The 25,403-nt window shown below is 74.1% G+C and carries 20 protein-coding genes; 12 read left to right on the forward strand and 8 right to left on the reverse strand.

Features of this window, described 5'->3' with window-relative positions:
- The first annotated feature begins 51 nt into the window (after positions 1-51).
- On the forward strand, positions 52-2,631 hold the full coding sequence (gene pepN, locus ACZ6ZI_RS03350; protein WP_469515142.1) for an aminopeptidase N: 2,580 nt from the start codon (positions 52-54) through the stop codon (positions 2,629-2,631).
- A gap of 50 nt (positions 2,632-2,681) precedes the next feature.
- Here pepN and ACZ6ZI_RS03355 read toward each other — a convergent pair whose 3' ends face one another.
- The 4 genes from ACZ6ZI_RS03355 to ACZ6ZI_RS03370 all read right to left on the reverse strand — a co-directional run bounded on the left by ACZ6ZI_RS03355 (position 2,682) and on the right by ACZ6ZI_RS03370 (position 7,011).
- Positions 2,682-3,593 (reverse strand): LysR family transcriptional regulator, encoded by a 912-nt coding sequence (locus ACZ6ZI_RS03355; RefSeq protein WP_469515145.1) that lies wholly within the window; start codon positions 3,591-3,593, stop codon positions 2,682-2,684.
- A 10-nt stretch (positions 3,594-3,603) separates the two neighbouring features.
- Positions 3,604-4,602, reverse strand: a complete 999-nt coding sequence (locus ACZ6ZI_RS03360) for a DMT family transporter (RefSeq protein ID WP_469515149.1) — start codon at positions 4,600-4,602, stop codon at positions 3,604-3,606.
- A gap of 42 nt (positions 4,603-4,644) precedes the next feature.
- A complete protein-coding gene (locus tag ACZ6ZI_RS03365; RefSeq protein ID WP_469515152.1) occupies positions 4,645-5,586 on the reverse strand; it encodes an EamA family transporter in 942 nt (313 codons plus the stop codon).
- 141 nt (positions 5,587-5,727) lie between these two features.
- Complete coding sequence (locus ACZ6ZI_RS03370; protein ID WP_469515155.1) at positions 5,728-7,011, reverse strand: MFS transporter; 1,284 nt, start codon at positions 7,009-7,011, stop codon at positions 5,728-5,730.
- A gap of 152 nt (positions 7,012-7,163) precedes the next feature.
- Here ACZ6ZI_RS03370 and ACZ6ZI_RS03375 point away from each other — a divergent pair, with 152 nt between their 5' ends.
- Positions 7,164-7,664: a MarR family winged helix-turn-helix transcriptional regulator gene (locus ACZ6ZI_RS03375; RefSeq protein WP_469515159.1), complete on the forward strand. Its 501-nt coding sequence runs from the start codon at positions 7,164-7,166 to the stop codon at positions 7,662-7,664.
- Between the two features lie 217 nt (positions 7,665-7,881).
- Here ACZ6ZI_RS03375 and ACZ6ZI_RS03380 read toward each other — a convergent pair whose 3' ends face one another.
- The 3 genes from ACZ6ZI_RS03380 to ACZ6ZI_RS03390 are packed head-to-tail and all read right to left on the reverse strand — an operon-like array spanning position 7,882 to position 10,388.
- A complete protein-coding gene (locus tag ACZ6ZI_RS03380; protein WP_363054338.1) occupies positions 7,882-8,121 on the reverse strand; it encodes a hypothetical protein in 240 nt (79 codons plus the stop codon).
- Positions 8,122-8,141: 20 nt separating this feature from the next.
- Entirely contained in the window at positions 8,142-10,136 is a 1,995-nt protein-coding gene (locus ACZ6ZI_RS03385) for a 4-alpha-glucanotransferase (protein WP_469515162.1), read from the reverse strand.
- A 12-nt stretch (positions 10,137-10,148) separates the two neighbouring features.
- On the reverse strand, positions 10,149-10,388 hold the full coding sequence (locus ACZ6ZI_RS03390; protein ID WP_469515165.1) for a hypothetical protein: 240 nt from the start codon (positions 10,386-10,388) through the stop codon (positions 10,149-10,151).
- A 210-nt stretch (positions 10,389-10,598) separates the two neighbouring features.
- Here ACZ6ZI_RS03390 and ACZ6ZI_RS03395 point away from each other — a divergent pair, with 210 nt between their 5' ends.
- Positions 10,599-13,664 (forward strand): beta-N-acetylglucosaminidase domain-containing protein, encoded by a 3,066-nt coding sequence (locus ACZ6ZI_RS03395; RefSeq protein ID WP_469515170.1) that lies wholly within the window; start codon positions 10,599-10,601, stop codon positions 13,662-13,664.
- 111 nt (positions 13,665-13,775) lie between these two features.
- On the opposite strand, the gene ACZ6ZI_RS03400 is transcribed toward ACZ6ZI_RS03395, so the two are convergent.
- Positions 13,776-14,312: an HNH endonuclease gene (locus ACZ6ZI_RS03400; protein WP_363054342.1), complete on the reverse strand. Its 537-nt coding sequence runs from the start codon at positions 14,310-14,312 to the stop codon at positions 13,776-13,778.
- 262 nt (positions 14,313-14,574) lie between these two features.
- Here ACZ6ZI_RS03400 and ACZ6ZI_RS03405 point away from each other — a divergent pair, with 262 nt between their 5' ends.
- The 9 genes from ACZ6ZI_RS03405 to ACZ6ZI_RS03445 all read left to right on the forward strand — a co-directional run bounded on the left by ACZ6ZI_RS03405 (position 14,575) and on the right by ACZ6ZI_RS03445 (position 25,380).
- Complete coding sequence (locus ACZ6ZI_RS03405; protein ID WP_469515174.1) at positions 14,575-15,639, forward strand: mechanosensitive ion channel family protein; 1,065 nt, start codon at positions 14,575-14,577, stop codon at positions 15,637-15,639.
- A gap of 130 nt (positions 15,640-15,769) precedes the next feature.
- The gene (locus tag ACZ6ZI_RS03410; protein ID WP_469515177.1) at positions 15,770-16,996 is read left to right on the forward strand and encodes an ROK family transcriptional regulator; all 1,227 of its coding nucleotides are present in this window, start codon (positions 15,770-15,772) and stop codon (positions 16,994-16,996) included.
- Positions 16,997-17,116: 120 nt separating this feature from the next.
- A complete protein-coding gene (locus ACZ6ZI_RS03415) occupies positions 17,117-18,451 on the forward strand; it encodes an ABC transporter substrate-binding protein (RefSeq protein ID WP_469515180.1) in 1,335 nt (444 codons plus the stop codon).
- A gap of 5 nt (positions 18,452-18,456) precedes the next feature.
- Complete coding sequence (locus ACZ6ZI_RS03420) at positions 18,457-19,401, forward strand: carbohydrate ABC transporter permease (RefSeq protein WP_363054346.1); 945 nt, start codon at positions 18,457-18,459, stop codon at positions 19,399-19,401.
- Position 19,402: 1 nt separating this feature from the next.
- On the forward strand, positions 19,403-20,305 hold the full coding sequence (locus ACZ6ZI_RS03425; RefSeq protein WP_469515184.1) for a carbohydrate ABC transporter permease: 903 nt from the start codon (positions 19,403-19,405) through the stop codon (positions 20,303-20,305).
- Between the two features lie 5 nt (positions 20,306-20,310).
- On the forward strand, positions 20,311-21,576 hold the full coding sequence (locus tag ACZ6ZI_RS03430; RefSeq protein ID WP_469515188.1) for a 6-phospho-beta-glucosidase: 1,266 nt from the start codon (positions 20,311-20,313) through the stop codon (positions 21,574-21,576).
- Positions 21,567-22,610, forward strand: a complete 1,044-nt coding sequence (locus ACZ6ZI_RS03435; RefSeq protein ID WP_469515190.1) for an N-acetylglucosamine kinase — start codon at positions 21,567-21,569, stop codon at positions 22,608-22,610. Before ACZ6ZI_RS03430 ends, ACZ6ZI_RS03435 begins: the two co-directional genes overlap by 10 nt.
- A 263-nt stretch (positions 22,611-22,873) precedes the next feature.
- Positions 22,874-24,223, forward strand: a complete 1,350-nt coding sequence (locus ACZ6ZI_RS03440; protein WP_469515832.1) for a hypothetical protein — start codon at positions 22,874-22,876, stop codon at positions 24,221-24,223.
- 212 nt (positions 24,224-24,435) lie between these two features.
- Positions 24,436-25,380 carry a glutamate ABC transporter substrate-binding protein gene (locus ACZ6ZI_RS03445; RefSeq protein ID WP_469515835.1) on the forward strand — a complete coding sequence of 315 codons (945 nt, stop codon included), beginning with the start codon at positions 24,436-24,438 and terminating at the stop codon, positions 25,378-25,380.
- The last annotated feature ends 23 nt before the right edge of the window (positions 25,381-25,403 follow it).

Below are 25,403 nucleotides of genomic sequence, written 5' to 3' on the forward strand. Positions count from 1 at the left end.
GCCCGCGTGGAAGGATGGCGGGGCAACGTCACCATCAAAGGAGATGACCGCGTGCCTGGCACGAATCTCACCCGTGAAGAGGCTCAGCAGCGGGCGAAGCTGCTCACCGTCGACTCGTACGAGGTCGAACTCGATCTCAGCGGTGCGCAGGAGGGCGGCACGTACCCCTCCGTGACCACCGTGCGCTTCCGGTCCGCCGAGGCCGGCGCCGAGACCTTCATCGACCTGGTCGCGCCCGCCGTGCACGAGGTCGTCCTGAACGGCAAGTCGCTCGACGTGGCCGCCGTCTTCCGGGACTCCCGCATCGCGCTGAAGCACCTGGCCGCCGGGGACAACGAGCTCCGCGTCGTCGCGGACTGCGCGTACACGAACACCGGTGAGGGCCTGCACCGCTTCGTCGACCCGGTCGATCAGCAGGCCTACCTGTACACCCAGTTCGAGGTGCCGGACGCGCGGCGGGTCTTCGCCAGCTTCGAGCAGCCCGACCTGAAGGCGACGTTCCGGTTCACCGTGACGGCTCCCGAGGGCTGGACCGTCATCTCGAACTCCCCGACCCCGGAGCCGAAGGACCGCGTGTGGGCCTTCGAGCCGACCCCGCGGATCTCGACGTACATCACGGCGCTGATCGTGGGCCCCTACCACGCGGTGCACAGCTCTTACGAGGGCCCGGACGGGCAGTCCGTCCCGCTCGGCATCTACTGCCGCCCCTCGCTGGCCGAGTTCCTCGACGCGGACGCGATCTTCGACGTCACGCGGCAGGGCTTCGACTGGTTCCAGGAGAAGTTCGCCTACGACTACCCCTTCGCCAAGTACGACCAGCTCTTCGTCCCGGAGTTCAACGCGGGCGCGATGGAGAACGCGGGCGCGGTCACCATCCGCGACCAGTACGTCTTCCGCTCCAAGGTGACGGACGCGGCGTACGAGGTGCGCGCCGAGACCATCCTGCACGAGCTGGCGCACATGTGGTTCGGCGACCTGGTCACCATGGAGTGGTGGAACGACCTGTGGCTGAACGAGTCGTTCGCCACGTACACCTCGATCGCCTGCCAGGCCTACGCCGAGGGCTCGAAGTGGCCGCACGCGTGGACCACGTTCGCCAACTCCATGAAGACCTGGGCGTACCGGCAGGACCAGCTGCCGTCCACGCACCCGATCATGGCCGACATCCGTGACCTGGACGACGTCCTCGTCAACTTCGACGGCATCACCTACGCCAAGGGCGCCTCGGTGCTCAAGCAGCTGGTGGCCTACGTCGGCCAGGACGCCTTCTTCAAGGGCGTGCAGGCGTACTTCAAGGCGCACGCCTTCGGGAACACGCGCCTGTCCGACCTGCTGGGCGCGCTGGAGGAGACCTCCGGCCGCGACCTGACGGCCTGGTCGAAGGCGTGGCTGGAGACGGCCGGCATCAACGTCCTGCGCCCGGAGATCACGACCGACGAGAACGGCTCCGTCACCGCCTTCGCGATCCGCCAGGAGGCCCCGGCCCTGCCGGCCGGCGCCAAGGGCGAGCCGGTCCTGCGCCCGCACCGCATCGCGGTGGGCCTGTACGAGCTCCAGGACGGCAAGCTGGTCCGCACCGACCGGATCGAGCTGGACATCGACGGCGAGCTGACGGCGGTGCCGGAGCTCGTCGGGCGGGCCCGCCCGACGGTCGTGCTCCTCAACGACGACGACCTGTCGTACGCCAAGGTCCGCCTCGACGAGGTGTCGCTGGCGAACGTCACCGCGCACCTCGGCGACTTCACCGAATCGCTGCCGCGCGCGCTGTGCTGGGCCTCGGCCTGGGACATGACGCGCGACGGCGAGCTGGCGACCCGCGACTACCTGGCGCTGGTGCTGTCCGGCATCGGCAAGGAGTCGGACATCGGCGTCGTGCAGTCCCTGCACCGTCAGGTGAAGCTGGCCGTGGACCTGTACGCCGACCCGGCGTGGCGCGAGCAGGGCCTCGCGACCTGGACCGAGGCCACCCGCGAGCACCTGCTCGCGGCCGAGGCGGGCAGCGACCACCAGCTGGCGTGGGCCCGGGCCTTCGCGGCCACGGCCCGCACCGAGGAGCAGCTGACGTACCTGGCCGCGCTCCTGGACGGTTCCGCGACCGTCGAGGGCCTGGTCGTGGACACGGAGCTGCGCTGGGCGTTCCTGGAGCGCCTCGTCGCGACCGGGACCCTCGACGAGCCGGCCGTCGCGGCCGAGCTGGAGCGGGACGCCACGGCCGCCGGCGAGCGCCACGCGGCCACGGCGCGCGCCGCGCGTCCCACGCGGGAGGCCAAGGCCGAGGCGTGGGCCTCGGTGGTGGACTCCGGCGACCTGCCGAACGCGGTGCAGGAGGCGGTGATCGGCGGCTTCGTCCAGACCGACCAGCGCGACCTGCTCGCCCCGTACGCGGCCACGTACTTCGAGCGGGTCAAGGAGGTCTGGGACACCCGCAGCCACGAGATCGCGCAGCAGGTGGCGGTGGGCCTCTACCCGTCGCTCCAGGTCTCCCGCGAGACCCTGGACGCCACGGACGCCTGGCTGGCCTCGGCCGAGCCGAACGCGGGTCTGCGCCGTCTGGTGTCGGAGGCCCGCGCCGGTGTGGAGCGCGCCCTGCGCGCCCAGGCCGCCGACGCGGCGGCCGCCGACCGCGGCTGACCCTCACCGGTCAGGGGGGGCGCGGCCCGACCGCGCCCCCTTTCGCGCTCCTACGAGGTCTGCGCGAGCCTCTCGGCCGCCGTGCGCAGGGCCCGCAGGACCCGGGAGACCGCGGGCCCGCTCTCGGCGCCGCGCCGCAGCGCGGCGATGACGTGGCGGGTCGGCCGGTCGCGGTCGAGGACGCGTACGGTCACGCCCGAGGCGCGGGCGGAGACCATGCGGGGGACCAGGGCCACGCCCATCCCCGCCTCCACCATGGCCAGGATCGCCGTCCACCCGGACGCCGTGTGCGCCCGCTGCGGCACGAAGCCCGCCGCCTCGCAGGCACCGCGCGTGATCTCCGACCAGGGGCCGCTGCCCCCGTAGATCCACCGCTCCGCCGCCAGGTCGGCCAGTCGCAGGTCGGGGGCGGCGGCCAGCGGGTGGTCGGGCGGCAGGGCCACGTCGAGAGGGTCCTCCAGCAGGGTGACCCGGGTGAAGCGGGGGTCGCCGCCGACCGGCGCGTGCGGGGCCAGGGACAGCGCGAGGTCCACGTCCCGGGTGGACAGCAGCTCCCAGGACTCGGCGGCCTCGGTCTCGCGGATGCGGACCTCGATGCCCGGGTGGCTGCGCCTCAGGGCGGCCACGGCGGGGACGACCAGCACCGGGACCGCCGTGGAGAAGGCCCCGACCCGCACCTCGCCGGCCTCGCCCGCGAGGTACCCGGCGAGTTCGGCGTCGGCCCGTTCCAGCTGGGCGAACACGGTCTCGGTGTGCCGCAGTACGAGGCGGGCCGCGTCGGTGAGCCGTACCCGTCGCCCCTGGGCCTCCAGCAGCGGCACCCCCACCTGCCGGGCGAGGTTGGTCAGGGCCTGCGAGACGGCCGAGGGCGTCATGTGCAGCGCCTCGGCCGTCGCGGTCACGGTGCCCCGGTCGGCCAGGGTCCGCAGGATCCGGAGTTTCTTCAGGTCCCATTCGGTCACGGACCCGAAGCTACCGCCGGGCGACACTCGACAGTCCGACCCCGCCCAGGATCAGCGCCATGCACAGCAGTTGCGCGGGGCCGGTCTCCTCGCCGAGCAGCAGCAGGCCGAGCCCGGCGACGCACACCGGCTGGAGGTAGTAGACGACTCCGGCGCGGGCCGCCCCGATGAGGGTGATGGCCTTGTTCCAGGCGAAGAAGGCGACGGCGGAGGAGAAGACGCCGATGTAGAGGAGTTGGCCGAGGGTGGCGGGGGTGGGCGTGAAGGCGCCCTGGACGGTGACGGAGACGGCGTAGGCGGGGGCCAGCATCAGCGCGCCGAGCACGAAGGTGGTGATCAGGAAGGCGAGTCCGCCAATCTCGACGGGCTTGCGCTTGAGCAGTGCGCTGTAGGTGGCGAAGGAGAGGGCGGCGGCGAACATCCACAGGTCGCCGGCGCCGAAGTCGAAGCCGATCGAGCCGTCTCCGACCAAGAGCAGGACGCCGAGGGCCGCGAGCAGCAGGCCGAAGGTGCGGCGGGCGCCGAGCCGTTCGCCGCCGAGGCGGGCGTAGCCGGCCATGATGACCGGCGAGGCGGCCATGATCATGCCCATGTTGGCGGCGGAGGTGGTCAGTCCGGCCTGGTGGACGAGGGTGTTGTAGAGGGTGACGCCGAAGAGGGTGGCGAGGGCGACGTAGCCGATGTGGCGGCGGATCAGGGCCCGCTGCCTCCAGGCCTGGCGCGCGGCGAAGGGGGAGACGACGACGGCGGCGATGACCCAGCGCCAGAAGACGGCCTGGACGGGCGGGACGGTGTCGGCCATGCCCCGGGTGGCGACGAAGCTGCCGGACCAGACGACCGTCGCGACGAGGGCGAGCAGGACGCCGAGTCCGGCGGCCCCCGTGAACCTTCCGCCGGTCCCGCCCGTGCCGGGGCCGGCGGGGCGGCCCTCGGGCCCGCCCCGCGGCCGGTCCTGCGGCCGCTCCTGCCGCGGTTCCTGTGTGACGGTACGGGCGCCTTCGACGGCCACGGGTGGTCTCCCCCTCGGGGTGTGGTGGTGGGTGGGTCCGCCCTACCGTCGCACCTCGGCATTACCCAGGTCCATCGAATCATTTCGATCAGTTCCTTCAGCTGAGCTGAAAGGTTCCCGGGCGGGCTCCGGCTCGCGGCCCGGGAGCTGTCCCACGACGGTGGCGCCGAAGGCGATCGCCATGCCGATCAGCTGGACGGGGGTCAGCGACTGGCCGAGCGCGGCCCACCCGATGACGGCGGCGGTGAGCGGGGACAGCGGGCCGAGCAGGGTGACGGAGGTGGCGGTGAGACGGCCGAGGCCGCGGAACCAGAGCCAGTACGCGATCCCGGTGTTGATCAGCATCATGTAGCCGTAGCCGAGGAAGGCCTTGCCGTCGAGCGCGGGCGGCGCCCCCTCGACGAGGGCGGCGATCGGGATGATGACGAGCCCGCCGGCGGTGAGCTGCCAGCCGGTCACCGCCAGCGGACCGACCCCCTCGGGGCGGCCCCACCGTTTGGTCATCACGGTGCCCGCCGCCATGGAGGCGGAGGAGATCACGCCCGCGATCACGCCGAAGAGGTCGAGCGCGGCCTCGGCCTTCAGCACCACCATGCTGACGCCGAACGCCCCGACCACGGCGGCCAGTACGGTGCGCGCCCTGGCCCGCTCGCCGAGGAACAGGGCGGCGAGCCCGACGACGAACAGCGGTCCGGCGGCGCCGAGGACGGCGGCGACCCCGCCGGGCAGGCGGTAGGCGGAGAGGAACAGAAGCGGGAAGAAGGCGCCGATGTTGAGGGTGCCGAGGACGGCGGACTTCCACCACCAGTCGCCCTTGGGCAGGGTCCGGGAGAGCGCGACCAGCAGCAGTCCGGCGGGCAGGGCCCGCATGGCCCCGGTGAACAGCGGGCGGTCGGGCGGCAGGAGTTCGGTGGCGACGGCGTAGGTGGATCCCCAGGAGATCGGGGCGAGCGCGGTCAGTGCGACGGTGGCGAGGCGGTTCACGGTGACTCCTCGTACGGCTCGGGCGAAAGGGAGGTTCGGGGGCGGCCCGGCGGTCGACGGTCGGACGGTCCGGAGGTCCGGAGGTCCGGCGGTCCGGAGGTCCGGCGGTCCGGAGGTCCGGCGGTCCGGCGGTCCGGAGGCTCAGGCCGCCGGGGCGGCGGCGGGGCGCGCCGGCCGCGGGGTCACCGCGGGCGCCGTCAGCGGCGGGGCGGCGTACACGGCCCCGGCGGGCAGCCGGCGCTCCAGCCTCAGCAGGGCGTACGCGGCGCCGAGGGCGGCGACGGCGAGGACGGCCCACGGCAGCCGGCCGTCGACGGAGAGCAGCGCGGTGAACAGGGACGGCGCGAGGGCGGTGGCCAGGGAGTAGGACAGCTGGTAGGTGGCGAGGTAGCGGCCCCGGACGGCTTCGGGGGCGGCCGAGACCGACAGGGCGCCGCCGGAGGGGCTGTGGATCAGCTCCCCGAGGGTGTAGACGACCACGATGGCCAGCAGGGCGACCAGGGTGACGGTCTGGCCGGGGCGCAGGGTGCCCAGGACGATCTGGCCGATGAAGGCGGCGGCGAAGAGCAGGGAGCCGAGGGCGGCGGAGCGGGTGCGGCGGGCGCCGGAGCGGCGGACGCGGCCGGCGACCAGGACGCCGATGCCGGCGCACAGGACGGTGTTGACGGTGAAGGCGGCTCCGGTGAGGGAGTCGGGCCCGCGCAGCCAGGTGGAGATGTAGAGCGGGAAGAGGACGGAGAGGGCGGCGTAGCCCAGCGCGGTGAGGAAGTTGGCGGCGGTCAGGCCGAGGAAGGGACGGTCGCGCAGCACCATCCGGTATCCGGCGGGCGCCCGCTTCGCGGAGGGGGCGCCGGCCGCGTCGGCCTCGGCGTCGCGGACCGGGCGGACCCGACTGACGAGCAGTCCGGCGAGGGCGAAGGCGAGGGCGTTGCCCCAGGCGGTGTACTGGAAGCCGCCCGTGCCCCACAGGGCGAGCACCCCGGAGACGAGGAGGGCGCCCGCGCCCATGCCGGCGTTCTGCAGGGCCCGGAGGGAGGCCTGGAGCCGGTCGCGGGCGGCGCCGCGCGCCACTTCCCCGATCAGCGACTGCTGGACGACGGGGAAGGAGCGGTCGGCGAGCGCGGTGAACAGCGCGACGGCGGCGAAGGCCGGCAGGGAGTGCGCGAAGGGGTAGAGGGCGAAGCCGAGGGCGCGGACCGCGTAGAGGACCAGGTTGATCCGGCGGGCGCCGAACCGGTCGATCGCGGAGCCGGCCAGCGGCATGAACGCCAGTCCGGCGAGGCCGGTCACGGTGAGGACCAGTCCGACGAGGGCGAAGGAGAGGCCGGTGACGTGGTGGAAGAAGACGAGCGAGAACGGGATGTACATGCCGATCCCGATCGAGCTGATCCCGACGCCCACGAGCAGGGACCTCTCCCCCGCCACGCGCGCTTCCGGCGCCTTCCCGGACCGCGTCTTCCCGAACCGCTTCATCACTGACTCCCCCAAGTAGCTCACTTGGAAGTAGCTTACCCCTAAGCTACTTTTCGTCAAGCAACTTTCTTGCGAACGAACAAGTGGAACCGGATACTGACGCCATGACCGAGGCCAGCAAGGACGCCGTCGACGCGATCATCGCCCAGTGGTACGCGGTGCGACCCGAACTCGAAACCGCCCCTATGGCCGTCTTCGGGCGGATCTACAGGATCTCCAAAGCCATGGGCGAGGCGATGGAGCACGCCTACGGCCGCCACGGGATCTCCCGCGGGGAGTTCGACGTCATCGGCACCCTGCGCCGATCCGGAGCCCCCTACACGCTCTCGCCCCGCCAGCTGTCCGCCACGCTCATGCTCACCACCGGCGGCATGACCGGCCGCCTGGACAAGTTGGAGAAGGCCGGACTGCTCACCCGCAGCCCCGATCCGCACGACCGGCGGGCGCTCCAGGTGACGATCACCGAGCGCGGACTGGCCGTCGTCGACCAGGCGGTCACCGCGGGTCTCGAAGTGCAGCGCGCCGCGCTCACCGGCTTCGCGCCCGAGGAGGTCGAAGCGCTCTCGGACCTGCTGCGCCGGCTCCTGGCCGACGTCCCGGCCTGATCACGCCGGGGAACGGGCGGGGATGCCGGAGTGGGATCCGAACGGGATCCGCAGCGGGATCCTGAGCGTGCCCCGGAGCGCGATCCGGGGCACGCTCCGGGGCACGACAAGGCGCCGGAGGTCACGGGAGCACGCCCGAAGGCGGCTCCACGGACCTCCGGCGCCCGGAAGTCGAAAGGAGGACCGTCCGGTCGGACGGTCCCCGATCGGGCCGGTGTCAGCCCGCGTTCTGCTGCTTGCGCGACTTGTCGCCGACCATCACGAGACCCGTGATGACCAGGAACAGCACGATCGGAGCGGCCACGAACAGGCCGAGCGTCTCGCCAATGCTCAGGCCCGGACCCGGGTCGTCGCCGTCGTCGCGGGTGAGCGCGAGGGCGGGAGACGTCATCAGCAGCATCATCAGCGCGGTTCCGGCCGTGACGGCGCCGGCGCGCAGAGCGTTCTTCTTGTCCACGGTGCAAACGTAGCGAACACCTAAAGCGGGCGCGCGCCCGGGGGTGCCGTACGGGGGTGCGCCCCCTCCCGCACCGCGCTCAGCAGGGCGTTCGCCCGGGGAGAGGCCGTCAGCGCCTCCAGGGTCAGCGGCCGGCCCGCCCCGTCGGCGATCGGCAACCGCCAGTTTGGGTACTGGTCCCAGGTGCCCGGCAGGTTCTGCGGCCGCCGGTCCCCCACCGCGTCCGGCAGCCATACGCCGACCAGCCGGGCGGGCGTGCGCAGCAGGAAGGCGTACAGGGCCCGTACGGCGGCCTCCTCGGTCTTGGTCTCCAACCCGAGGCCGTCCAGCAGGCCCAGCCAGCCCGCGGTGTCCTCGGCGTCCTCGCCGCGCTCCACGTCCAGCGGGCGGGTCAGCAGGCCGAGGCGGTCGCGCAGTTCGACGTGGCCCCCGGTCAGCTTCGCGGCCGTGGGCGGCAGATCGTGGGTGGTGACCGTGGCCAGGCAGTCCCGCCGCCAGTCGGCGGGCGCGAGCGGCTCTCCGTCGCCCGACCAGTCCCGCTCGAACCACAGCACGGAGGTGCCGAGGATCCCGCGCCGGGCGAGCGCGCGCCGCACCCGCGGCTCGACGGTCCCGAGATCCTCGCCGACGACCACGGCCCCGGCCCGGTGCGCCTCCAGGACCAGGACGGCCAGCATCGCCTCGCCGTCGTAGGAGACGTACGCGCCCCGCGCGGGCGGGGTACCCTCCGGGATCCACCAGAGCCGGAACAGGCCCATCACGTGGTCGATGCGCAGCGCTCCCGCGTACCGGAACACGCCGCGCAGCAGTTCCCGGAAGGGGGCGTACGCCGCCCGCTCCAGGGCGTCGGGCCGCCAGGGCGGCAGTCCCCAGTCCTGGCCGCGGGCGTTGAAGGCGTCGGGCGGGGCGCCGACGGCGGCGCGGCGGGCGTGGAAGGGCGCCGTGAGCGCGTCCGAGCCGTCGGGGTGCACGCCGACGGCCAGGTCGTGCACGACGCCGATGGCCATCCCGGCCTCCCGCGCGGCCCGCTGGGCGGCCGTCAGCTGGTCGTCCGTCAGCCACACCAGCCAGGCGTGGAAGTCGGCCCGCTCCCGCGGGTCCTCCCCGGCCGCGGTCGCGCACCAGGCGGCGTGCCGCTCCAGGGCCTCCCCCTGTCCGGCCCGGAACGCGCGCCAGGCGGCCTCCCGTACGGGAGAACGCGGGACGGCGTACAACAGTTCCAGGGCGGCCCGCTTGAGCTCCCACACCGCGTCCCGGTCGATCAGCGCGCCCTTCTCCAGCACCTCGCGGCGCAGCCGGCCGCCCCGTTCGGCCAGGGCGGCGAGGGCTTCGCGCTCGGGGCAGGCGGCGTACTCGGGGACGTCCTCGATCCGCAGGTGCACCGGGTCCGGGAAGCGGCGCGAGGAGGGGCGGTAGGGGGAGGGGTCGCTCGGGGTGCCGGGGACGGCCGCGTGCAGCGGGTTGACCTGGACGAAGTCGGCGCCGTGGGTGCGGGCCGCCCAGCGGGCCAGCTCCGCCAGGTCGCCCAGGTCCCCCATGCCCCAGGAGCGTTCCGAGAGCAGCGAGTAGAGCTGGACGAGCAGCCCGTGGGCCCGCTCCGGGGCGGTCGGGGCCCGGTCCGGGGCCACGATCAGGGTGGCCCCGGCGGTGCGCCCGTCGGGGGTGCGGACGCTCAGGCGGTGCACCCCGAGGGGCAGTCCGGGGTCCCACGCCACCTCGCCGGCGCCGTCCTCCAGGGTCACCCGCAGCCGGGTCCCGGGCGGCAGCTCGGCCAGCGCCCGCGGGGCGTCCTCGCCGCGCCAGTGCACCACCGTCGGCGGCAGGGGCCGCTCGGCCCGCTCCCGCTCGGCGGCGTCGACCGACGCCCGGACCTCCTCCTCGGTGTCGACCGGTACGCCCATCAGGGCGAGGACCGCCCGGACGGTGGCGTCGGGCACCTCGACGGTGACCTCCTCGGCGGGCCGGTAGCTGTCGGCGACGCCGTGGTGGGCCGCGAGCCGGGCGAGGTCGTCCATCGATGTCCCTGTCTAGAAGCCCGCGGCGGTCGCGGCGGGGAGGGTGGGCTCGCTCGTCAGCGGGGCCTCGTCCGCGAGCGGGGGTTCGCTGGTCAGCGGCGCGAACGCGGAACCGGTCAGCGGGGGCTCACTGGTGAGGGGGCCCTCCGCCGGCCCGGACTGGGCGGGCAGGTGGGCGAGCGGTGCGTGGGCACGGGTGACGGTGGTGGAGGCGGGGGTGGAGGCGGGGGCGGTGGCGGTACGGGCATTCATGGGAGCACTCCTTCGTGCGCGAAGACCGGATCCACCCATGCAACACCGCCGAGGAACACCGCAGCCATACCCAGTCGGAGGCACCGCATTCCTGAAGGTTCCCGGTCAGATCACCCCACCCTCATTGACACCCCCGCCGCACGGGTGGTGGGCTCGGGATCACGCGTGCGAGGCGGCCCGCGCCGCCGCGAAGCCGAACGGGGAGGCTCCGTGCAGCTCAGGGGCAGGAAGCGGAGCGCCGCCGCGGCGGTCGCCGTGCTCGGTACGTTGTGGGGCGGATCGGTGGCCTCGGCCCCCCTCGGGTTCCTCGCGGCCTCCGGGACACCGACGGGCCCCGGCACCGGCGGGCCCGCCGGCGCACCCGGCGCCGCCTCGACCGGCGGGGCCGTCCCCGCCGGCGCGACCGCCCCCGGCCCGCCCCTCGACCCGGGCTCCGACCCCCCGCGAACCGCCTCCGAGGGCCCCGCCGTGTGGCCCCGGCCGCAGTCGGCCCACGCCGATCCGGGGCGGGAGGTCCCGGTGGGCTCCGAGGCCGTGGTGGTGGCGCCGGCCGGGGCGGACCCGTACGCCGTCGAGGTGGTCCGGGGCGCTCTGCGCGCGGCGGGCGTACGGACCCTGCACGAGCGGGCCCCCGGGCAGGCGCTGCCCGACCGGGGCCTCGTCGTACGGCTCCAGGGGTCGGACGCGGAGGTCGCGCTGCGCGCCCTGGGCGCCTCGGCCGCCGGGGACCTGCCCGACGGCGGCTACCGGCTGGCGGTGGGCCGTACCGGCGGGCGGGACACGGTCGCGCTGGCCGGCGTCGGCGCGGACGGGCTCTTCCACGCCGCGCAGACGCTGCGTCAACTGCTCGCGGCGGGGGCGCCGGCCGGCTCCGGCACGGGTACGGGCTCCGGGAAGGTGCCCGGCATGCTGGTCCGGGACTGGCCGATCGCCCCGGTCCGCGGGATCACCGAGGGCTTCTACGGGCAGCCCTGGACGGCGTCGCAGCGGCTCGCGCAGGTCGACTTCATGGGCCGCACCAAGCAGAACCGGCTGCTGCTGGCCCCCGGCGACGACCCGTACCGGACGACGTCGTGGCGCACGGAGTACCCGAGGGAGCGGCAGGAGGAGTTCCGGGCGCTGGCCCGGCGGGCCGGCGCGAACCACGTGGTGCTGGGCTGGGCCGTGTCGCCGGGGCAGGGCATGTGCCTGGCCTCGGCGGACGAACGGGCAGCCCTGGCCCGCAAGGTGGACGCCATGTGGGAGCTCGGCTTCCGGGCCTTCCAGGTGCAGTTCCAGGACGTCAGCTACACCGAGTGGGGCTGCCGCGCCGACCGCGTCCGCTACGGGACCGGCCCGGCGGCCGCCGCGAAGGCGCACGCCGAGGTCGCCGGGGAACTGGCGGCCCACCTGGCCGCCCGCCACCCGGGCGCGGCCCCGCTGTCGCTGCTGCCGACCGAGTACTTCCAGGAGGGCGCGACCGCCTACCGGACGGCGCTGGCCGGGGCCCTGGACCCGCGGGTGGAGGTGGCCTGGACGGGCGTGGGGGTGGTGCCGCGCACCATCACCGGCGCGGAGCTGGCGGGCGCCCGTTCGGCGCTCGGGCACCCGGTGGTCACCATGGACAACTACCCGGTCAACGACTGGGACCCGGGCCGGATCTTCCTCGGGCCGACCGCCGGCCGCGAGCCCGCGGTGGCGAGCGGCTCGGCGGCGGTGCTGGCCAACGCGATGCCCCAGGGCACCCTGTCGCGGGTGGCGCTGTTCACGGCCGCGGACTACGCCTGGAACCCGCGCGGCTACCGCGCCGGCGAGTCCTGGGCGGCCGCGGTGCGCGATCTCGCGGGCCCGGATCCGCGCACTCGGGCGGCGCTGGCGGCCCTGGCCGGGAACACGGCCTCGTCGGGGCTCAGGCTGGAGGAGTCGGCGTACCTGCGGCCGCTGGTCGAGGAGTTCTGGCGGGCGCGCTCCGGCGGCGACCGGGCGGCGGCCGACCGGGCCGCCGACCGGCTGCGGGAGGCCTTCACCGTGCTGCGGGAGGCCCCGTCCCGACTGCCGTCGCTGGCGGCGGAGGCGGGCCCCTGGCTGGAGCGGCTCGCGCGCTACGGGACGGCGGGCGAGCTGGCCGTGGACCTGCTGCGGGCCCAGGCGCGCGGTGACGGCGCGGCGGCCTGGCAGGCCTCCCGGGACCTGGCGGCGGCGCGACGCGCGGCGGGCGAGAAGGGCGGCGCCCGGGTGGACGTCTCGGTACTGGACCCGTTCCTGAAGCGGGCGACCCAGGAGGCGGACGCCTGGACGGGCGCGGCCCGCCCGGCCGGCGCCGTACGGGAGGAGCCCGGCGCGTGGACGGTCCGGCTGGACTCCCCGCGCGCCCTGTCGGCGGTGACGGTGATGACCGAACCGACCGCCCCCGAGGTGCGGGGCGCGGTGGTGGAGGTCCACGTGCCGGGCGAGGGCTGGCGCAAGATCGCCGACGCGGCCGGTTCCGGTTGGACCCAGGCCGACGCCGGCGGGGTGCGCGCGGACGCCGTCCGCCTGGCGTGGGCGGGGACGGCCCCGGTGGTGCACCGGGTCGTGCCGTGGTTCGCGGACGGGCCCCGGGTGGAGTTCGAGCCGGCCTCCGGGGGCCCGCTCGACGCCGAGATCGGCGGCAGTGCCCGCCGGGTGCCGGTCGAGCTGTCGGCGCTGTCGCCGGGCGAGGTGCGCGGCCCGCTGTCGGCGGCCCCGCCGGCGGGGGTGGAGGTACGGGTCCCGCAGGAGGTCGTGGTGCCCCGGGGGGCGGGGGTGACGGTGCCGGTGGAGGTGACCGTCCCGGCGGGGACGCCGGCCGGGACGTACCGGATCCCGCTGGTCTTCGACGGGCAGACGCGGGAGATCACCGTCCGGGCGGTGCCGCGCACGGGTGGCCCCGACCTGCTGCGCGCCGCGCGGGCCTCGGCCTCGGGCGAGGAGTCCGCGCGCTTCCCCGCCTCGGCGGCGGTCGACGGCCTGGACTCCACCCGCTGGTCGTCCCCGGCGAAGGACGGCGCGTGGTGGCAGGCGGAGCTGGCGGCGCCCGCCCGGGTGGGTCTGGTGACGCTGCACTGGCAGGACGCCTACCCGTCGGCGTACCGGGTGGAGACCTCCCCGGACGGGGTGAACTGGCGTCCGGGGGCCTCGGTGAGCTCGCGCGGTGGTGTGGACGCCGTCCGCCTGGACGCGCCGGACACCCGTTTCCTGCGGGTGACGTGCGAGCGCCGGGCGACCCGGTTCGGGTGCAGCCTGTGGTCCGCCTCGGCCTTCGCCGTCGTCGGCTGATCCGGTGCCCGCCCCGGGTGGCCCGGCGCCCTGCCGGTCCCCGCTCCTCGATCCGCTCCTCGGTCCCGTCCTCGATCCGGTCCTGGATCCGGTCCTCGCCCGGCCCGGCCGCTACGACGCGGCGGCCCCGATGCGCGAGAGCGCGTCGTCGGCCCCGTAGGGCTGGAGGTAGGGCATCCAGCGGGGGTCGCGGTGCCCCGTTCCGATGATCCGCCAGGCCAGGCCGGACGGCGGGGCCGGCTGGTGGCGCAGCCGCCAACCCAGCTCCAGCAGGTGCCGGTCGGCCTTCACGTGGTTGCAGCGGCGGCACGCGGCGACGACGTTGTCCCAGACGTGCTGGCCGCCCCGACTGCGCGGGATGACGTGGTCGACGCTGGTGGCGACGGCCCCGCAGTACATGCAGCGGCCGCCGTCGCGGGCGAAGAGGGCGCGGCGGGTGAGGGGAACGGGCCCCCGGTAGGGGACCCGCACGAAACGCTTGAGCCGGACCACGCTGGGCGCGGGGACCGCTCTGGTCGCGCTGTGCAGGAAGGCGCCGGATTCCTCGAGGGAGATCGCTTTGTTCTCCAGGACGAGGACGAGCGCGCGGCGGAGCGGTACGACGCCCAGGGGCTCGTACGACGCGTTGAGGACCAGGACGTGCGGCACGGACTGCCTCCTTGTACGCCGGCGGCGCGTGGCTCGCGCCGGGACGATCTGCCTTCCAGTCTCCCCTTACGGTCGGTCGAAACGCCACCACTCGCCCGTAACGGGTCCGGGGTGTTTTCAACCACACCTCCACTGTCCCCGGGTGAGCCTGGTCTCTCCCTCGAACACGACCACGAGGTCGGGGCCCGTGCCCCGTTAGTGTGGTTGGCCTGTCCGCACACCCCTTCCGGCGGACAGACCGCTATGCCTGGAGGTTCCCGCCGTGCCCTCGCCCGCCACCCTGCTCCCCTTGGCAGCGACGACGACCGACGACGCCGCCGAGAGCGTGACGAACGCCGCGAGCTTCATCGAGGAGAACTGGGCCACCTGGCTGAGCATCGGCCTGCGCATCCTGCTGATCATCGTGATCGCGGCGGCGCTGCGGTCGGTGGTCCGCAAGGCGCTGACGAAGCTGATAAGCCGGATGAACACGGGCGCCGAGGCCGTGGAGGGCACCGCCCTGGGTGGTCTGCTGGTCAACGCGGAGCGCCGCCGGCAGCGTTCGGAGGCGATCGGCTCGGTGCTGCGTTCGGTGGCCTCGTTCCTGATCCTGGGCACGGCCGCGCTGATGGTGCTGGCGGCCCTGAAGATCGACCTGGCGCCGCTGCTGGCCAGTGCCGGTGTGGCCGGCGTGGCGATCGGTTTCGGCGCGCGGAACCTGGTCACGGACTTCCTCTCCGGCGTGTTCATGATCATGGAGGACCAGTACGGCGTCGGCGACAAGATCGACGCGGGTGTGGCCTCCGGCGAGGTGATCGAGGTCGGTCTGCGCGTGACGAAGCTGCGCGGCGACAACGGCGAGATCTGGTACGTGCGCAACGGCGAGATCAAGCGCATCGGCAACCTCAGCCAGGGCTGGGCGACCGCCGGCGTGGACGTGCAGGTCAGGCCGTCGGAGAACCTGGCGCACATCCGCGAGGTGATCAAGGGCGTCGCCGACACCCTGGCCAAGGAGTCCCCGTGGGACGAGCGCCTGTGGGGCCCGGTGGAGGTGCTGGGTCTGGACGAGGTGCTGCTGGCCTCCATGACCGTGAAGGTGTCGGCCAAGACCATGCCCGGCCAGCAGTTCGCCGTCGAGCGCGAGCTGCGCTGGCGGATCAAGGAGGCCTTCGACGCGGCGGGCATCCGGATCATCGGCGGCCTGCCGGCGGGCGACGAGGACGAGGAGGCGAAGCCCGACCCGACGGCCGCCGTGGCCGCGCCCTCGGCCCTCGCCAACCCGACCTCGCCGCAGTCCCTGGCCACGGCCCCGATCCCGGCGCCGCAGGCGCCCCGGATCACCAAGTAGGCCCGCGCCGCCACGCGCCACCCGCGCCCTGCCCCGTCGGTACATCCGGCGGGGCAGTGCCATTGACAGGCTCCGGAACGCGATAGGAAACTTACCTAACAGTTCTTCTCGGTGAGGGAGAGACCGCTCCATGCCCGCAGCGACACCCGGAACGCCCAGCCTGCTGCGCGCCATGAACGACCGCGCCGCCCTGGAGCTGCTGCTCACGCACGGCCCGCTGTCCCGCACCCGGATCGGGCACCTCACCGGTCTGTCCAAGCCCACCGCCTCGCAGCTCCTGGCCCGGCTGGAGGCCGCCGGGCTGGTCCTGGCCACCGGCACCGACGAGGGCCGCCCCGGCCCCAACGCCCAGTTGTACGAGCTCAACGCCCGCGCCGCGTACGTCGGCGCCCTGGACGTCACCCCCGAACGGGTCCTCGCCGCCGTCGCCGACCTCACCGGGACGATCGTCGGCGGCTTCGCCCTCCCCTACACCGAGGGCACCGAAGCCGTCGCCCAGGTCACCGGGGCCCTCGACGGGGCGCTCGCCGCCGCCGGACTGGGCCTGACGGACCTGCGCCGGCTGGTCATCGCCACCCCGGGCGCCTTCGACCCCCGCACCGGACGGCTGCGCTACGCCAGCCACCTGCCCGGCTGGCACTCCCCCACCCTGCTCGACGAGCTGGCGACGGCCCTGCCCCTGCCGGTCGAGTACGAGAACGACGTCAACCTGGCCGCCGTCGCCGAACAGCGCCTCGGCGCCGCACGGGGCCACGAGGACTTCGTCCTGCTGTGGAACGAGGAGGGCCTCGGCGCCGCCCTGGTCCTCGGCGGCCGGCTGCACCGGGGCTGGACCGGCGGAGCCGGCGAGGTCGGCTTCCTGCCCGTGCCCGGACACCCCCTGGTCCGCCAGGTCACCCGGGCCAACAGCGGCGGCTACCAGGAGCTGGCCGGCGTACAGGTGCTGCCGGCGCTGGCCGCCGGGCTCGGCGTCGAGGCCCCGCCGGAGGATGCCGGCGAGGCGGCGGCGACCTCCGCCGGGGCGGAGGTGGCGGCCGGCGTCGCCCTGCTGCGGCGGGCCGCCGACCGGCCCGAGGGGGCGCACCTGCGCTTCCTCCACTCGTACGCCACCCTCCTCGCGACCGGTCTGGCCTCGCTGGTCTCCGTACTGGACCCGGAGATCGTGGTGCTGTCCGGGGCCGTGATCACCGCGGGCGGCGAACCGCTGCGCGCCCTGCTGGAGACCGAACTCGCCGAACTGGCGCCCTCCCGACCCCGACTGGTCACCGGCGAGGTCGTCGACCGGCCCGTGCTGCGCGGCGCCCTGGAGAGCGCCCTGGCCACCACCCGCGAGGAAGTCTTCGACACCTCCCGCTGAGCCCGCCCCGCACCTCCCCCCCTGTTTGCCCCTCCCCCCACGCCCCACCCGTACGCCCACGCCCCATCCGCGCATCGGCACCCCCACCGGAAGTTCCTCCAGCAGAGAGCGAGCACCGCCATGCCCAGAACCGGACGACCGACCCTCGCGGCGGCCCTCCTGGCCGCGATATCCGTCCTCGCCACCGCCTGTACCGGCCAGGGCGGCGCCACCGCCGCGGACGACCCCGAGGCGGACGTCACCCTCACCTTCTGGCACGGGTGGTCCGCTCCCGGCGAGACCAAGGCCATCGAGGAGAACATCGCGCGCTTCGAGAAGGCGCACCCGAACATCAAGGTCAAGGTCACCGGCAACATGACCGACGACAAGATCAACCAGGCGCTGCGGGCGGGCGGGGACAAGGCCCCCGACGTGGTCTCCTCCTTCACCACCGACAGCGTCGGCAAGTTCTGCAACTCCGGCGCCTTCGCCGACCTGAACCCCTTCCTGCGGAAGTCCGGGATCGAGAAGGAGAAGGTCTTCCCCAAGACGCTGCTGGAGTACACGCAGTTCAACGGCAACCAGTGCACGCTTCCGCTGCTGAACGACGCGTACGGTCTGGTCTACGACAAGGACGCCTTCGAGGCCGCCGGCATCACGGAACCGCCGAAGACCTGGAGCCGGTTCGTCGAGGTGGCGCAGCAGCTGACCAAGGCGAAGGGGGACTCGTACGAGCGGGTGGGCGTCATGCCGACCTTCCACGGCTACGAGACCACGCCCATGCGCCTCGCCGCGCAGTGGGGCCCGACGTACTTCACCGCCGACGGCAAGGCCAACCTGTCCAAGGACCCGGCCTTCGCGAACATGCTGACGGCGCAGAAGGACCTGGTCGCCAAGCTCGGCGGGTACGAGCGGCTGGAGCGCTTCCGCAGCACCTTCGGCGACGAGTGGAGCGCGGAACACCCCTTCCACAAGGGGCTCGTGGCCATGCAGATCGACGGCGAGTGGCGGGCGAACATGGCCAAGGAGGCCGGGGTCGCGTTCGAGATCGGCACCGCGCCGCTGCCCGTGCCCGACGACCGGATCGCCGACTACGGCAAGGGCTACCTCTCCGGCACGATCATGGGGATCTCCTCCGCGAGCAGGAAGCAGAACGCCGCCTGGGAGCTGGTCAAGTACATGACCACCGACACCGAGGCGGTCGTCGCCTTCGCCAACTCCATCCACAACGTGCCCTCCACGCTGGCCGCGCTGGACTCCCCGAACCTGCGGGTGAGCCCGGAGTTCAAGACGTTCCTCGACATCGCCCGGCACCCGAAGTCGACGACCACCCCGGCCCAGGCCGACGGCGGCACCTACCAACTGACCTTCACGGACTTCGCGTACGCGGTCGAGAAGGGGGACGTGGCCGACATCCCGGCCGGCCTCGCCGGGGTCGACCGGCAGATCGACACGGACATCGCGAAGGCGAAGTGACCCCGATGGCCGGCACGCACCCCCTGAGGGCGAAGCGCCGCAGGTCCGCCCTGCGGGCCGCGGCCTTCATGTCGCCCTGGCTGATCGGGTTCTCGTTCTTCTTCGCCTACCCGCTCCTGTCCACGGTGTACTTCTCCTTCACCAAGTACGACGGCTTCCGCCCGCCCGTCTTCAACGGCCTGGACAACTGGACGTACGTCTTCACGGACTATCCGCTGTTCTGGCCGGCCCTGTGGAACACCCTGTGGCTGGTCCTGGCGATGGTCGGCTGCCGGGTCCTGTTCGGCCTCGGCATCGGCCTGCTCATCACGCGGATCAAGACGGGCACCGGGATCTTCCGGACCCTGTTCTCCCTGCCCTACCTGGCGCCGCCCGTGGCCGGGACCCTGGCCTTCGTCTTCCTGCTGAACCCCGGCACCGGCCCGGTCAACGTCGCGCTGGAGGCGGTCGGCCTGCCCGCGCCCGGCTGGTTCACGGACGCGGACTGGGCCAAGCCCGCGCTCACCGTGCTCGCCCTGTGGGGGGTGGGCGACCTGATGGTGATCTTCATGGCCGCCCTGCTCGACGTGCCCAGGGAGCAGTACGAGGCCGCCGAGCTGGACGGGGCCGGGGCGTGGAGCCGGTTCCGGCACATCACCCTGCCGAACATCTCCCCGATCATCCTGTTCGCTGTGGTCACCGGGGTCATCCAGGTCATGCAGTACTACACGCAGCCGCTGGTGGCGGGAAAGGTGTCGGCGGGCGTCATCGGCGGCTCGGGGCAGCAGTTCGAGCCCGGCTACCCGGACAAGTCCACGCTGACGCTGCCCCAGATCATCTACAACGCCGGGTTCCAACGCTTCGACTACGGCGCCGCCTGCGTCGTCGCGCTGGTCCTGTTCGCCCTCTCCATGGCCTGCACCGCGCTCCTGATGCGCCGCCGTGGCGGACTGATCGAAGCGGGGGACTGAGATGACCGTCGTCGTGTCCGGGCCGCGGACCGCGCACGGGGCCGAGCCCGTGACTCCGCCGAGGCCCCCGGCCGCGCGCCGCGGGGCCGTGCTCCAGTGGATCGGCGTGCACGCCCTCGGGGTCGCCGCCGCCCTGTTCTTCGTCCTCCCCTTCGTCTTCGTCGTCCTCACCTCCCTGATGAGCGACCAACAGGCGCTGACCCGCGACCTGACGCCCGACACCTGGGAATGGGGCAACTACGCGAAGGTGTGGAACACCCCCGGCTTCCTCACCTGGTGGCGCAACACCCTGCTGTACGCGGGCCTGGGCACGGCGCTGACCGTGCTCTCCTCGGTGCCCGTCGCGTACGCCCTCGCGCGGTTCCGCTTCCGCGGCCGGCGGCTGTCGATGCTGCTGGTGATCGCCATGATGATGCTGCCGCCGCAGGTGGTCGTCATCCCCATGTACCTCTTCTGGGCGAAGCAGCTGGACCTGTCCGGCACCCTGTGGCCGCTGATCGTCCCGCTGCTCTTCGGCGACGCCTACTCCATCTTCCTGCTGCGCCAGTTCCTGCTGACCATCCCCGAGGAGTACCTCGACGCCGCCCGCATCGACGGCTGCGGCGAGGTCCGCACCCTGCTGCGGGTGGTGCTGCCGATGGCGAAGCCGGGGATCGCGGCCATCGCCCTGTTCCAGTTCTTCGCCCTGTGGAACGACTACTTCGGCCCGCAGATCTACGCCTCCGACAACCCGGCCGCCTGGACGCTCAGTTACGGGCTGGAGTCCTTCAAGGGCGCGCACCACACCAACTGGAACCTCACCATGGCGGCGACCGTGCTCGTCATGGCCCCGGTGATCCTCCTCTTCTTCCTCGCCCAGAAGGCGTTCGTCGAGGGCGTCACCCTGACCGGAGTGAAAGGCTAGGCCCGATGAAACTCGCAGTGGTGGGCGGCGGTTCCACCTACACCCCCGAACTGGTCGACGGGTTCGCGCGGCTGCGCGACACCCTGCCGGTGACCGAACTGGTCCTGATCGACCCGGCCGCCGACCGCCTGGAACTGATCGGCGGCCTGGCCCGGCGCATCTTCTCCCGTCAGGGCCACCCCGGACGGATCACCACCACCGCCGACCTCGACGCCGGGGTCGCCGGGGCCGACGCCGTGCTGATCCAGCTGCGCGTCGGCGGCCAGGCGGCCCGCCTCCAGGACGAGACCTGGCCGCTGGAGTGCGGCTGCGTCGGCCAGGAGACCACCGGCGCGGGGGGACTGGCGAAGGCCCTGCGCACGGTGCCCGTGGTGCTGGACATCGCCGAACGGGTCCGGCGGGCCGCCCCCGACGCCTGGATCATCGACTTCACCAACCCCGTCGGGATCGTCACCCGGGCCCTGCTCCAGGCCGGGCACAAGGCGGTCGGCCTGTGCAACGTCGCCATCGGCTTCCAGCGGAAGTTCGCCGCGCTGCTGGAGGTCACCCCGGCCGAGGTGCACCTCGACCACGTCGGCCTGAACCACCTGACCTGGGAGCTCGGCGTACGCCTGGGCGGCCCGCAGGGGCCCGACGTACTGCCGCGGCTGCTGGCGGAGCACGGGGACGCCGTCGCCGCCGACCTGCGGATGCCGCGCGCCGTACTGGACCGGCTCGGCGTGGTGCCCTCGTACTACCTGCGCTACTTCCTCGCCCACGACGAGGTGGTCCGCGAACTGGGCGAGAAGCCCTCCCGGGCCGCCGAGGTCGCCGCCATGGAGCGCGAACTCCTCGACCTGTACGCCGACCCCGCGCTCCACGAGAAGCCGGAGCTGCTCGCCCGGCGCGGCGGCGCCTTCTACTCGGAGGCGGCCGTGGACCTGGCCGCGGCCCTGCTGGGCGGCGGCGGGCCGTCCGTCCAGGTGGTCAACGCACGCAACGACGGCACGCTGCCCTTCCTGCCCGACGACGCCGTCGTCGAGGTCCAGGCCCGGGTCGACGGCTCCGGACCCGTGCCGCTGCCCGCGCCCCGGCTCGACCCGCTGTACGCCGGCCTGGTCGCGCACGTCGGCGCGTACGAGGACCTGGCCCTGGACGCGGCCCTGCGCGGCGGCCGCGACCGGGTCTTCCGGGCCCTGCTCGCCCACCCGCTGGTCGGACAGTTCGACGTGGCCGAGGGGCTCACGGACCGCCTGCTCGCGCACAACAAGGAGCACCTGCCATGGGCGTAGCGGGGGCGGCCGTACTCGCCGTCGACGCCGGCAACAGCAAGACGGACGTGGCCCTGATCGGCTACGACGGCGCCGTGCTCGGCACCGGACGCGCCGGGGGCTTCCAGCCGCCCCGGGTCGGCGTCGAGGCGGCCGTGGACGTGCTCGGGCAGGCCGTCGCCGAGGCCGTCGCGGCGGCCGGACTCCCGGCCTCCGCGCCCGGCGCCCCGTACGCGGCCCGGGTCTCGGCCTGCCTGGCCAACGCCGACCTGCCCGTGGAGGAACGCCGGCTCGCGCGGGCGCTCCAAGAGCGGGGCTGGGGCGCGACGACCGACGTGCGCAACGACACCTTCGCGATCCTGCGGGCCGGGCTGACCGAGCCCGGCCCGCCGCGCGGGGTCGCGGTGGTGTGCGGGGCGGGCATCAACTGCGTCGGCGTGCTGCCCGACGGGCGCACCGCCCGCTTCCCGGCCCTCGGGGTGATCTCCGGCGACTGGGGCGGCGGGGGCGGCCTGGCGGAGGAGTCCCTGTGGTGGGCGGCGCGGGCCGAGGACGGGCGGGGCGGGCCGACGGAGCTGGCTTCGGCGCTGCCCGCCCACTTCGGGCTGGCCTCGATGGCGGAGCTGATCGAGGCGCTGCACCTGGGGCCGGTCCCCCGGCGCCGGATCCACGAGCTGGTACCGGTGCTGTTCGCGGTGGCGGCCGCCGGTGACGCGGTGGCCTCGGCGATCGTGGAGCGGCAGGCCGAGGAGGTGGTGGCGCTGGCGTCGGTGGCGCTCGGCCGCCTGGAGCTGCTGGAGGAGGCGGTGCCGGTCCTCTTGGGCGGCAGCGTGCTCGCGGCCCGCCACCCGGGGCTGAACGGGCGGATCGAGGAGCTGCTGGCCCACCGCGCCCCCCGCGCCCGGGTGTCGGTGGTGACGGCCCCGCCCGTGCTGGGGGCGGGGTTGCTGGGGCTGGACGCCCTGGACGCGGCGGACGCCCCGGGGGGCACGGCGGGGGGCGTGCCGGGGGCGGCGCACGCGGCCGAGGCGAAACTCCGTGCCCATTTCGGGTGAACCCGGGCCGGCGGGGGGCGGGTGCGGAACCATGACGGGCGGCCCCGCGTATTGACGGTGTAGGGGTGACGGGGGTGGTCTCGGGGGAGGTACGGGGGCGGCGGCGGTGACGGTTCGGGTGGCGGTTCGCCCGGGATCCGGCACCGGGTGCTGTGGCCGACCGCCGGTACGGCCATACTGCTCCCGAACAGCAGGGGACCGAGGGGGAGGTCACGGTGGCCATCACGACACGCGCGTCCGCGCCCGGGAGCGGTTCCTCCGGGGTGCCGGCGGGGCCCGCGCCGGGTCCGCCGCAACCGCCCGGCCGGGGTACGGCCTGGGCGGAGGGGGTGGAGCGGCTGCGCGCCGCCGCGACGACCGAGCCGGGCCGGCTGCGGATCATCGGGGCGGTACTGGCCGCGCTGGTCCTGTTGTTCGGGGCCGTCGCGGTGTGGGAGGTCTCCGGCCGGACCACGGCGGCGGACGACGTGGTGGGCCGCAGCCAGCCGCTGAGCGCCGACGCGGCGAGCATCTACCGTTCCCTGGCGGACGCCGACACGGCCTCCTCCAGCGGCTTCCTCGCGGGCGCCCAGGAGCCCCGCGAGGTCCGCCTGCGCTACGAGAAGGACATCGCCAACGCCTCCCGGCTGCTGATAAGCGCGGCGGCCAACACCGGAGCGGGCGACCAGTCCCGCAAGGAGATAGCGCTCCTGGGCGAGCAACTGCCCCGCTACACCGGTCTCATCGAACAGGCCCGCGCCACGAACCGGCAGGGACTGCCGTTGGGCGGCGCCTACCTGCGCTATGCGAACGAGCAGATGAGCACCGTCCTGTTGCCCGCCGCCCAGCGGCTGTACGAGGCGGAGACCGGCCGGCTCTACGAGGACTACGACGACGCCCGGTCCTGGCCGGCGGCCTCGACGGGCGCGGGCCTGCTCGCCCTCGCCGCCCTGGTGTGGGCGCAGCGGCGCAACTACCGGCGTACGAACAGGGTCTTCAACCACGGGCTGCTCGCCGCGACGGCCGCCTCCGTGGTGGCGCTGCTGTGGCTGACGGTGGGGCAGTCCTTCGCCCGCGCCGGCCTCGGCGAGGCCCGCTCGGACGGGCAGGAGTCGCTGAAGGTGCTCAACGACGCCCGGATCGCCTCGCTCCAGGCCCGGGCCAACGAGAACCTGACGCTGATCGCGCGGGGCGCCGTACTGGCCGAGGACAAGAAGTCCGACAAGTACGACGTGGACTACGAGAAGAACATGAAGCAGCTCGACCAGGGTCTGGCCCTGGCCCTGCGGCTGGCCGACGACGGCGCCGGCCGGGAGCCCGTCTCGAAGGCCGTGGAGGGCGTGGCCCAGTGGAAGCAGCGGCACACGGCGGCCCGGGAGGCGGACATGAAGGGCGGGTACGAGGAGGCGCTGCCCCAGGTCATCGGGGACAAGAACAGCAGCGGGGCCTCCTTCGACCGGGTGGACGCCTCGCTGGAGCAGGCCGTCGCCCATGAGCAGCGGGAGTTCACCGAGGCCGCCCGGGGCGGGCGGAACGCGCTGGGCGGGCTGTTCGTCGGCGCGGCGGCGCTGGCCGTCCTCGGCGCGGCGGCGGCCGTCCTCGGCATCGGCCGCAGGCTTTCGGAGTACAGGTGAGGTCGATGCGGATACGACGGGCGGGGACGGATCGGGGCGAGGGGCCGGCGGCCGGCGCGGCGCCGGACCCCGGGGCGACGGCTCCCGGGGCGACGGCTCCCGGGGCCGGGTTCGCGGAGGCGGGCGGGGCCGGCGGGGCGTCCCGCGAGCCTCGCGCGGCCCGCGTGCGCCGCTCCGGCGGCCGGTTGCGCGGCTGGGGAGGGGTCAGCGCCATGGCCGCCGCCTGCGCGGTGACGGCCGCCGCCGTGCTGCTCCCGCTCGCCCTGTCCTCCCCCGACCCGGACCGGCCCGGTGCGGTCCGCGAGCCCGCCTCCATGGCGGCGGCGCCGGCGGCTCCGGCCGCCCCGGCCGACACCTGCCCGGACCCCGAGGCGAGCCTGCGCCCCTCCGACCTGGACGGGCCGACGATCCAGCGCATCCGCAGCGCCGGCAAACTCGTCGCGGGCGTCGACCAGAACAGCTTCAAGTGGGGCTACCGCAAGGCGGACGGCTCCCTCGCCGGTTTCGACATCGACCTCGTCAAGGCCATCGCCAAGGACATCCTCGGCAGCGAGGACAAGGTCATCTACCGGGCGATCCCCACCAACCAGCGGATCCCGGCCCTCCAGGAGGGCCGCGTCGACATCGTCGTGCGGACGATGACGATCAACTGCAAGCGCCTGGAGGACGTGGCCTTCTCCACCGCCTACTTCGAGGCCGGACAGCAGGTCCTCGCCCCCTCCGGTTCGACGATCACCGGGTACGACGCGTCGCTGAACGGCCGGCGCGTGTGCACGGCCGCCGGTTCCACGGCCGAGGCGGCCCTGAAGACGCGTTCGTACGGCGCGGTGCCGGTCTCCGTCCCGAACCAGCTGGACTGCCTGGTGCGGCTCCAGCTCGGCCAGGTCGACGGGATCATCACGGACAACGCCCTCGCCGCCGGCCAGGCGGCGCAGGACCCTTCGCTGAAGCTCGTCGGCGCCCCCTTCACCCGCGAGTTCTACGGCGTGGCGATGAACAAGGACGCCGGTGACCTGGTCCGCCGGGTCAACAAGGTGCTGGAGAACTACCGCGCGGGCGGTGAGAACGGCCCGTGGGAGAAGGCGTACAAGGACCACTTCGAGAACGTGCTGCCCAAGGGCGCCAAGCCGCCGGCGCCCAAGTACCGGGACGGGTGAGGCCGGTGACGGATGTGGAACCC

Source organism: Streptomyces sp. NPDC103540 (assembly GCF_055584445.1).

Bases quoted from the DNA above. Each gene is read 5' to 3' on its own strand.
- ACZ6ZI_RS03415 (WP_469515180.1), top strand. From the start codon at position 17,117: ATGCCCAGAACCGGACGACCGACCCTCGCGGCGGCCCTCCTGGCCGCG.
- ACZ6ZI_RS03435 (WP_469515190.1), top strand. From the start codon at position 21,567: ATGGGCGTAGCGGGGGCGGCCGTACTCGCCGTCGACGCCGGCAACAGC.
- ACZ6ZI_RS03445 (WP_469515835.1), top strand. From the start codon at position 24,436: ATGGCCGCCGCCTGCGCGGTGACGGCCGCCGCCGTGCTGCTCCCGCTC.
- ACZ6ZI_RS03385 (WP_469515162.1), bottom strand. From the start codon at position 10,136: ATGGACGACCTCGCCCGGCTCGCGGCCCACCACGGCGTCGCCGACAGC.
- ACZ6ZI_RS03420 (WP_363054346.1), top strand. From the start codon at position 18,457: ATGGCCGGCACGCACCCCCTGAGGGCGAAGCGCCGCAGGTCCGCCCTG.
- ACZ6ZI_RS03430 (WP_469515188.1), top strand. From the start codon at position 20,311: ATGAAACTCGCAGTGGTGGGCGGCGGTTCCACCTACACCCCCGAACTG.
- ACZ6ZI_RS03425 (WP_469515184.1), top strand. From the start codon at position 19,403: ATGACCGTCGTCGTGTCCGGGCCGCGGACCGCGCACGGGGCCGAGCCC.
- ACZ6ZI_RS03410 (WP_469515177.1), top strand. From the start codon at position 15,770: ATGCCCGCAGCGACACCCGGAACGCCCAGCCTGCTGCGCGCCATGAAC.
- ACZ6ZI_RS03375 (WP_469515159.1), top strand. From the start codon at position 7,164: ATGACCGAGGCCAGCAAGGACGCCGTCGACGCGATCATCGCCCAGTGG.
- ACZ6ZI_RS03390 (WP_469515165.1), bottom strand. From the start codon at position 10,388: ATGAATGCCCGTACCGCCACCGCCCCCGCCTCCACCCCCGCCTCCACC.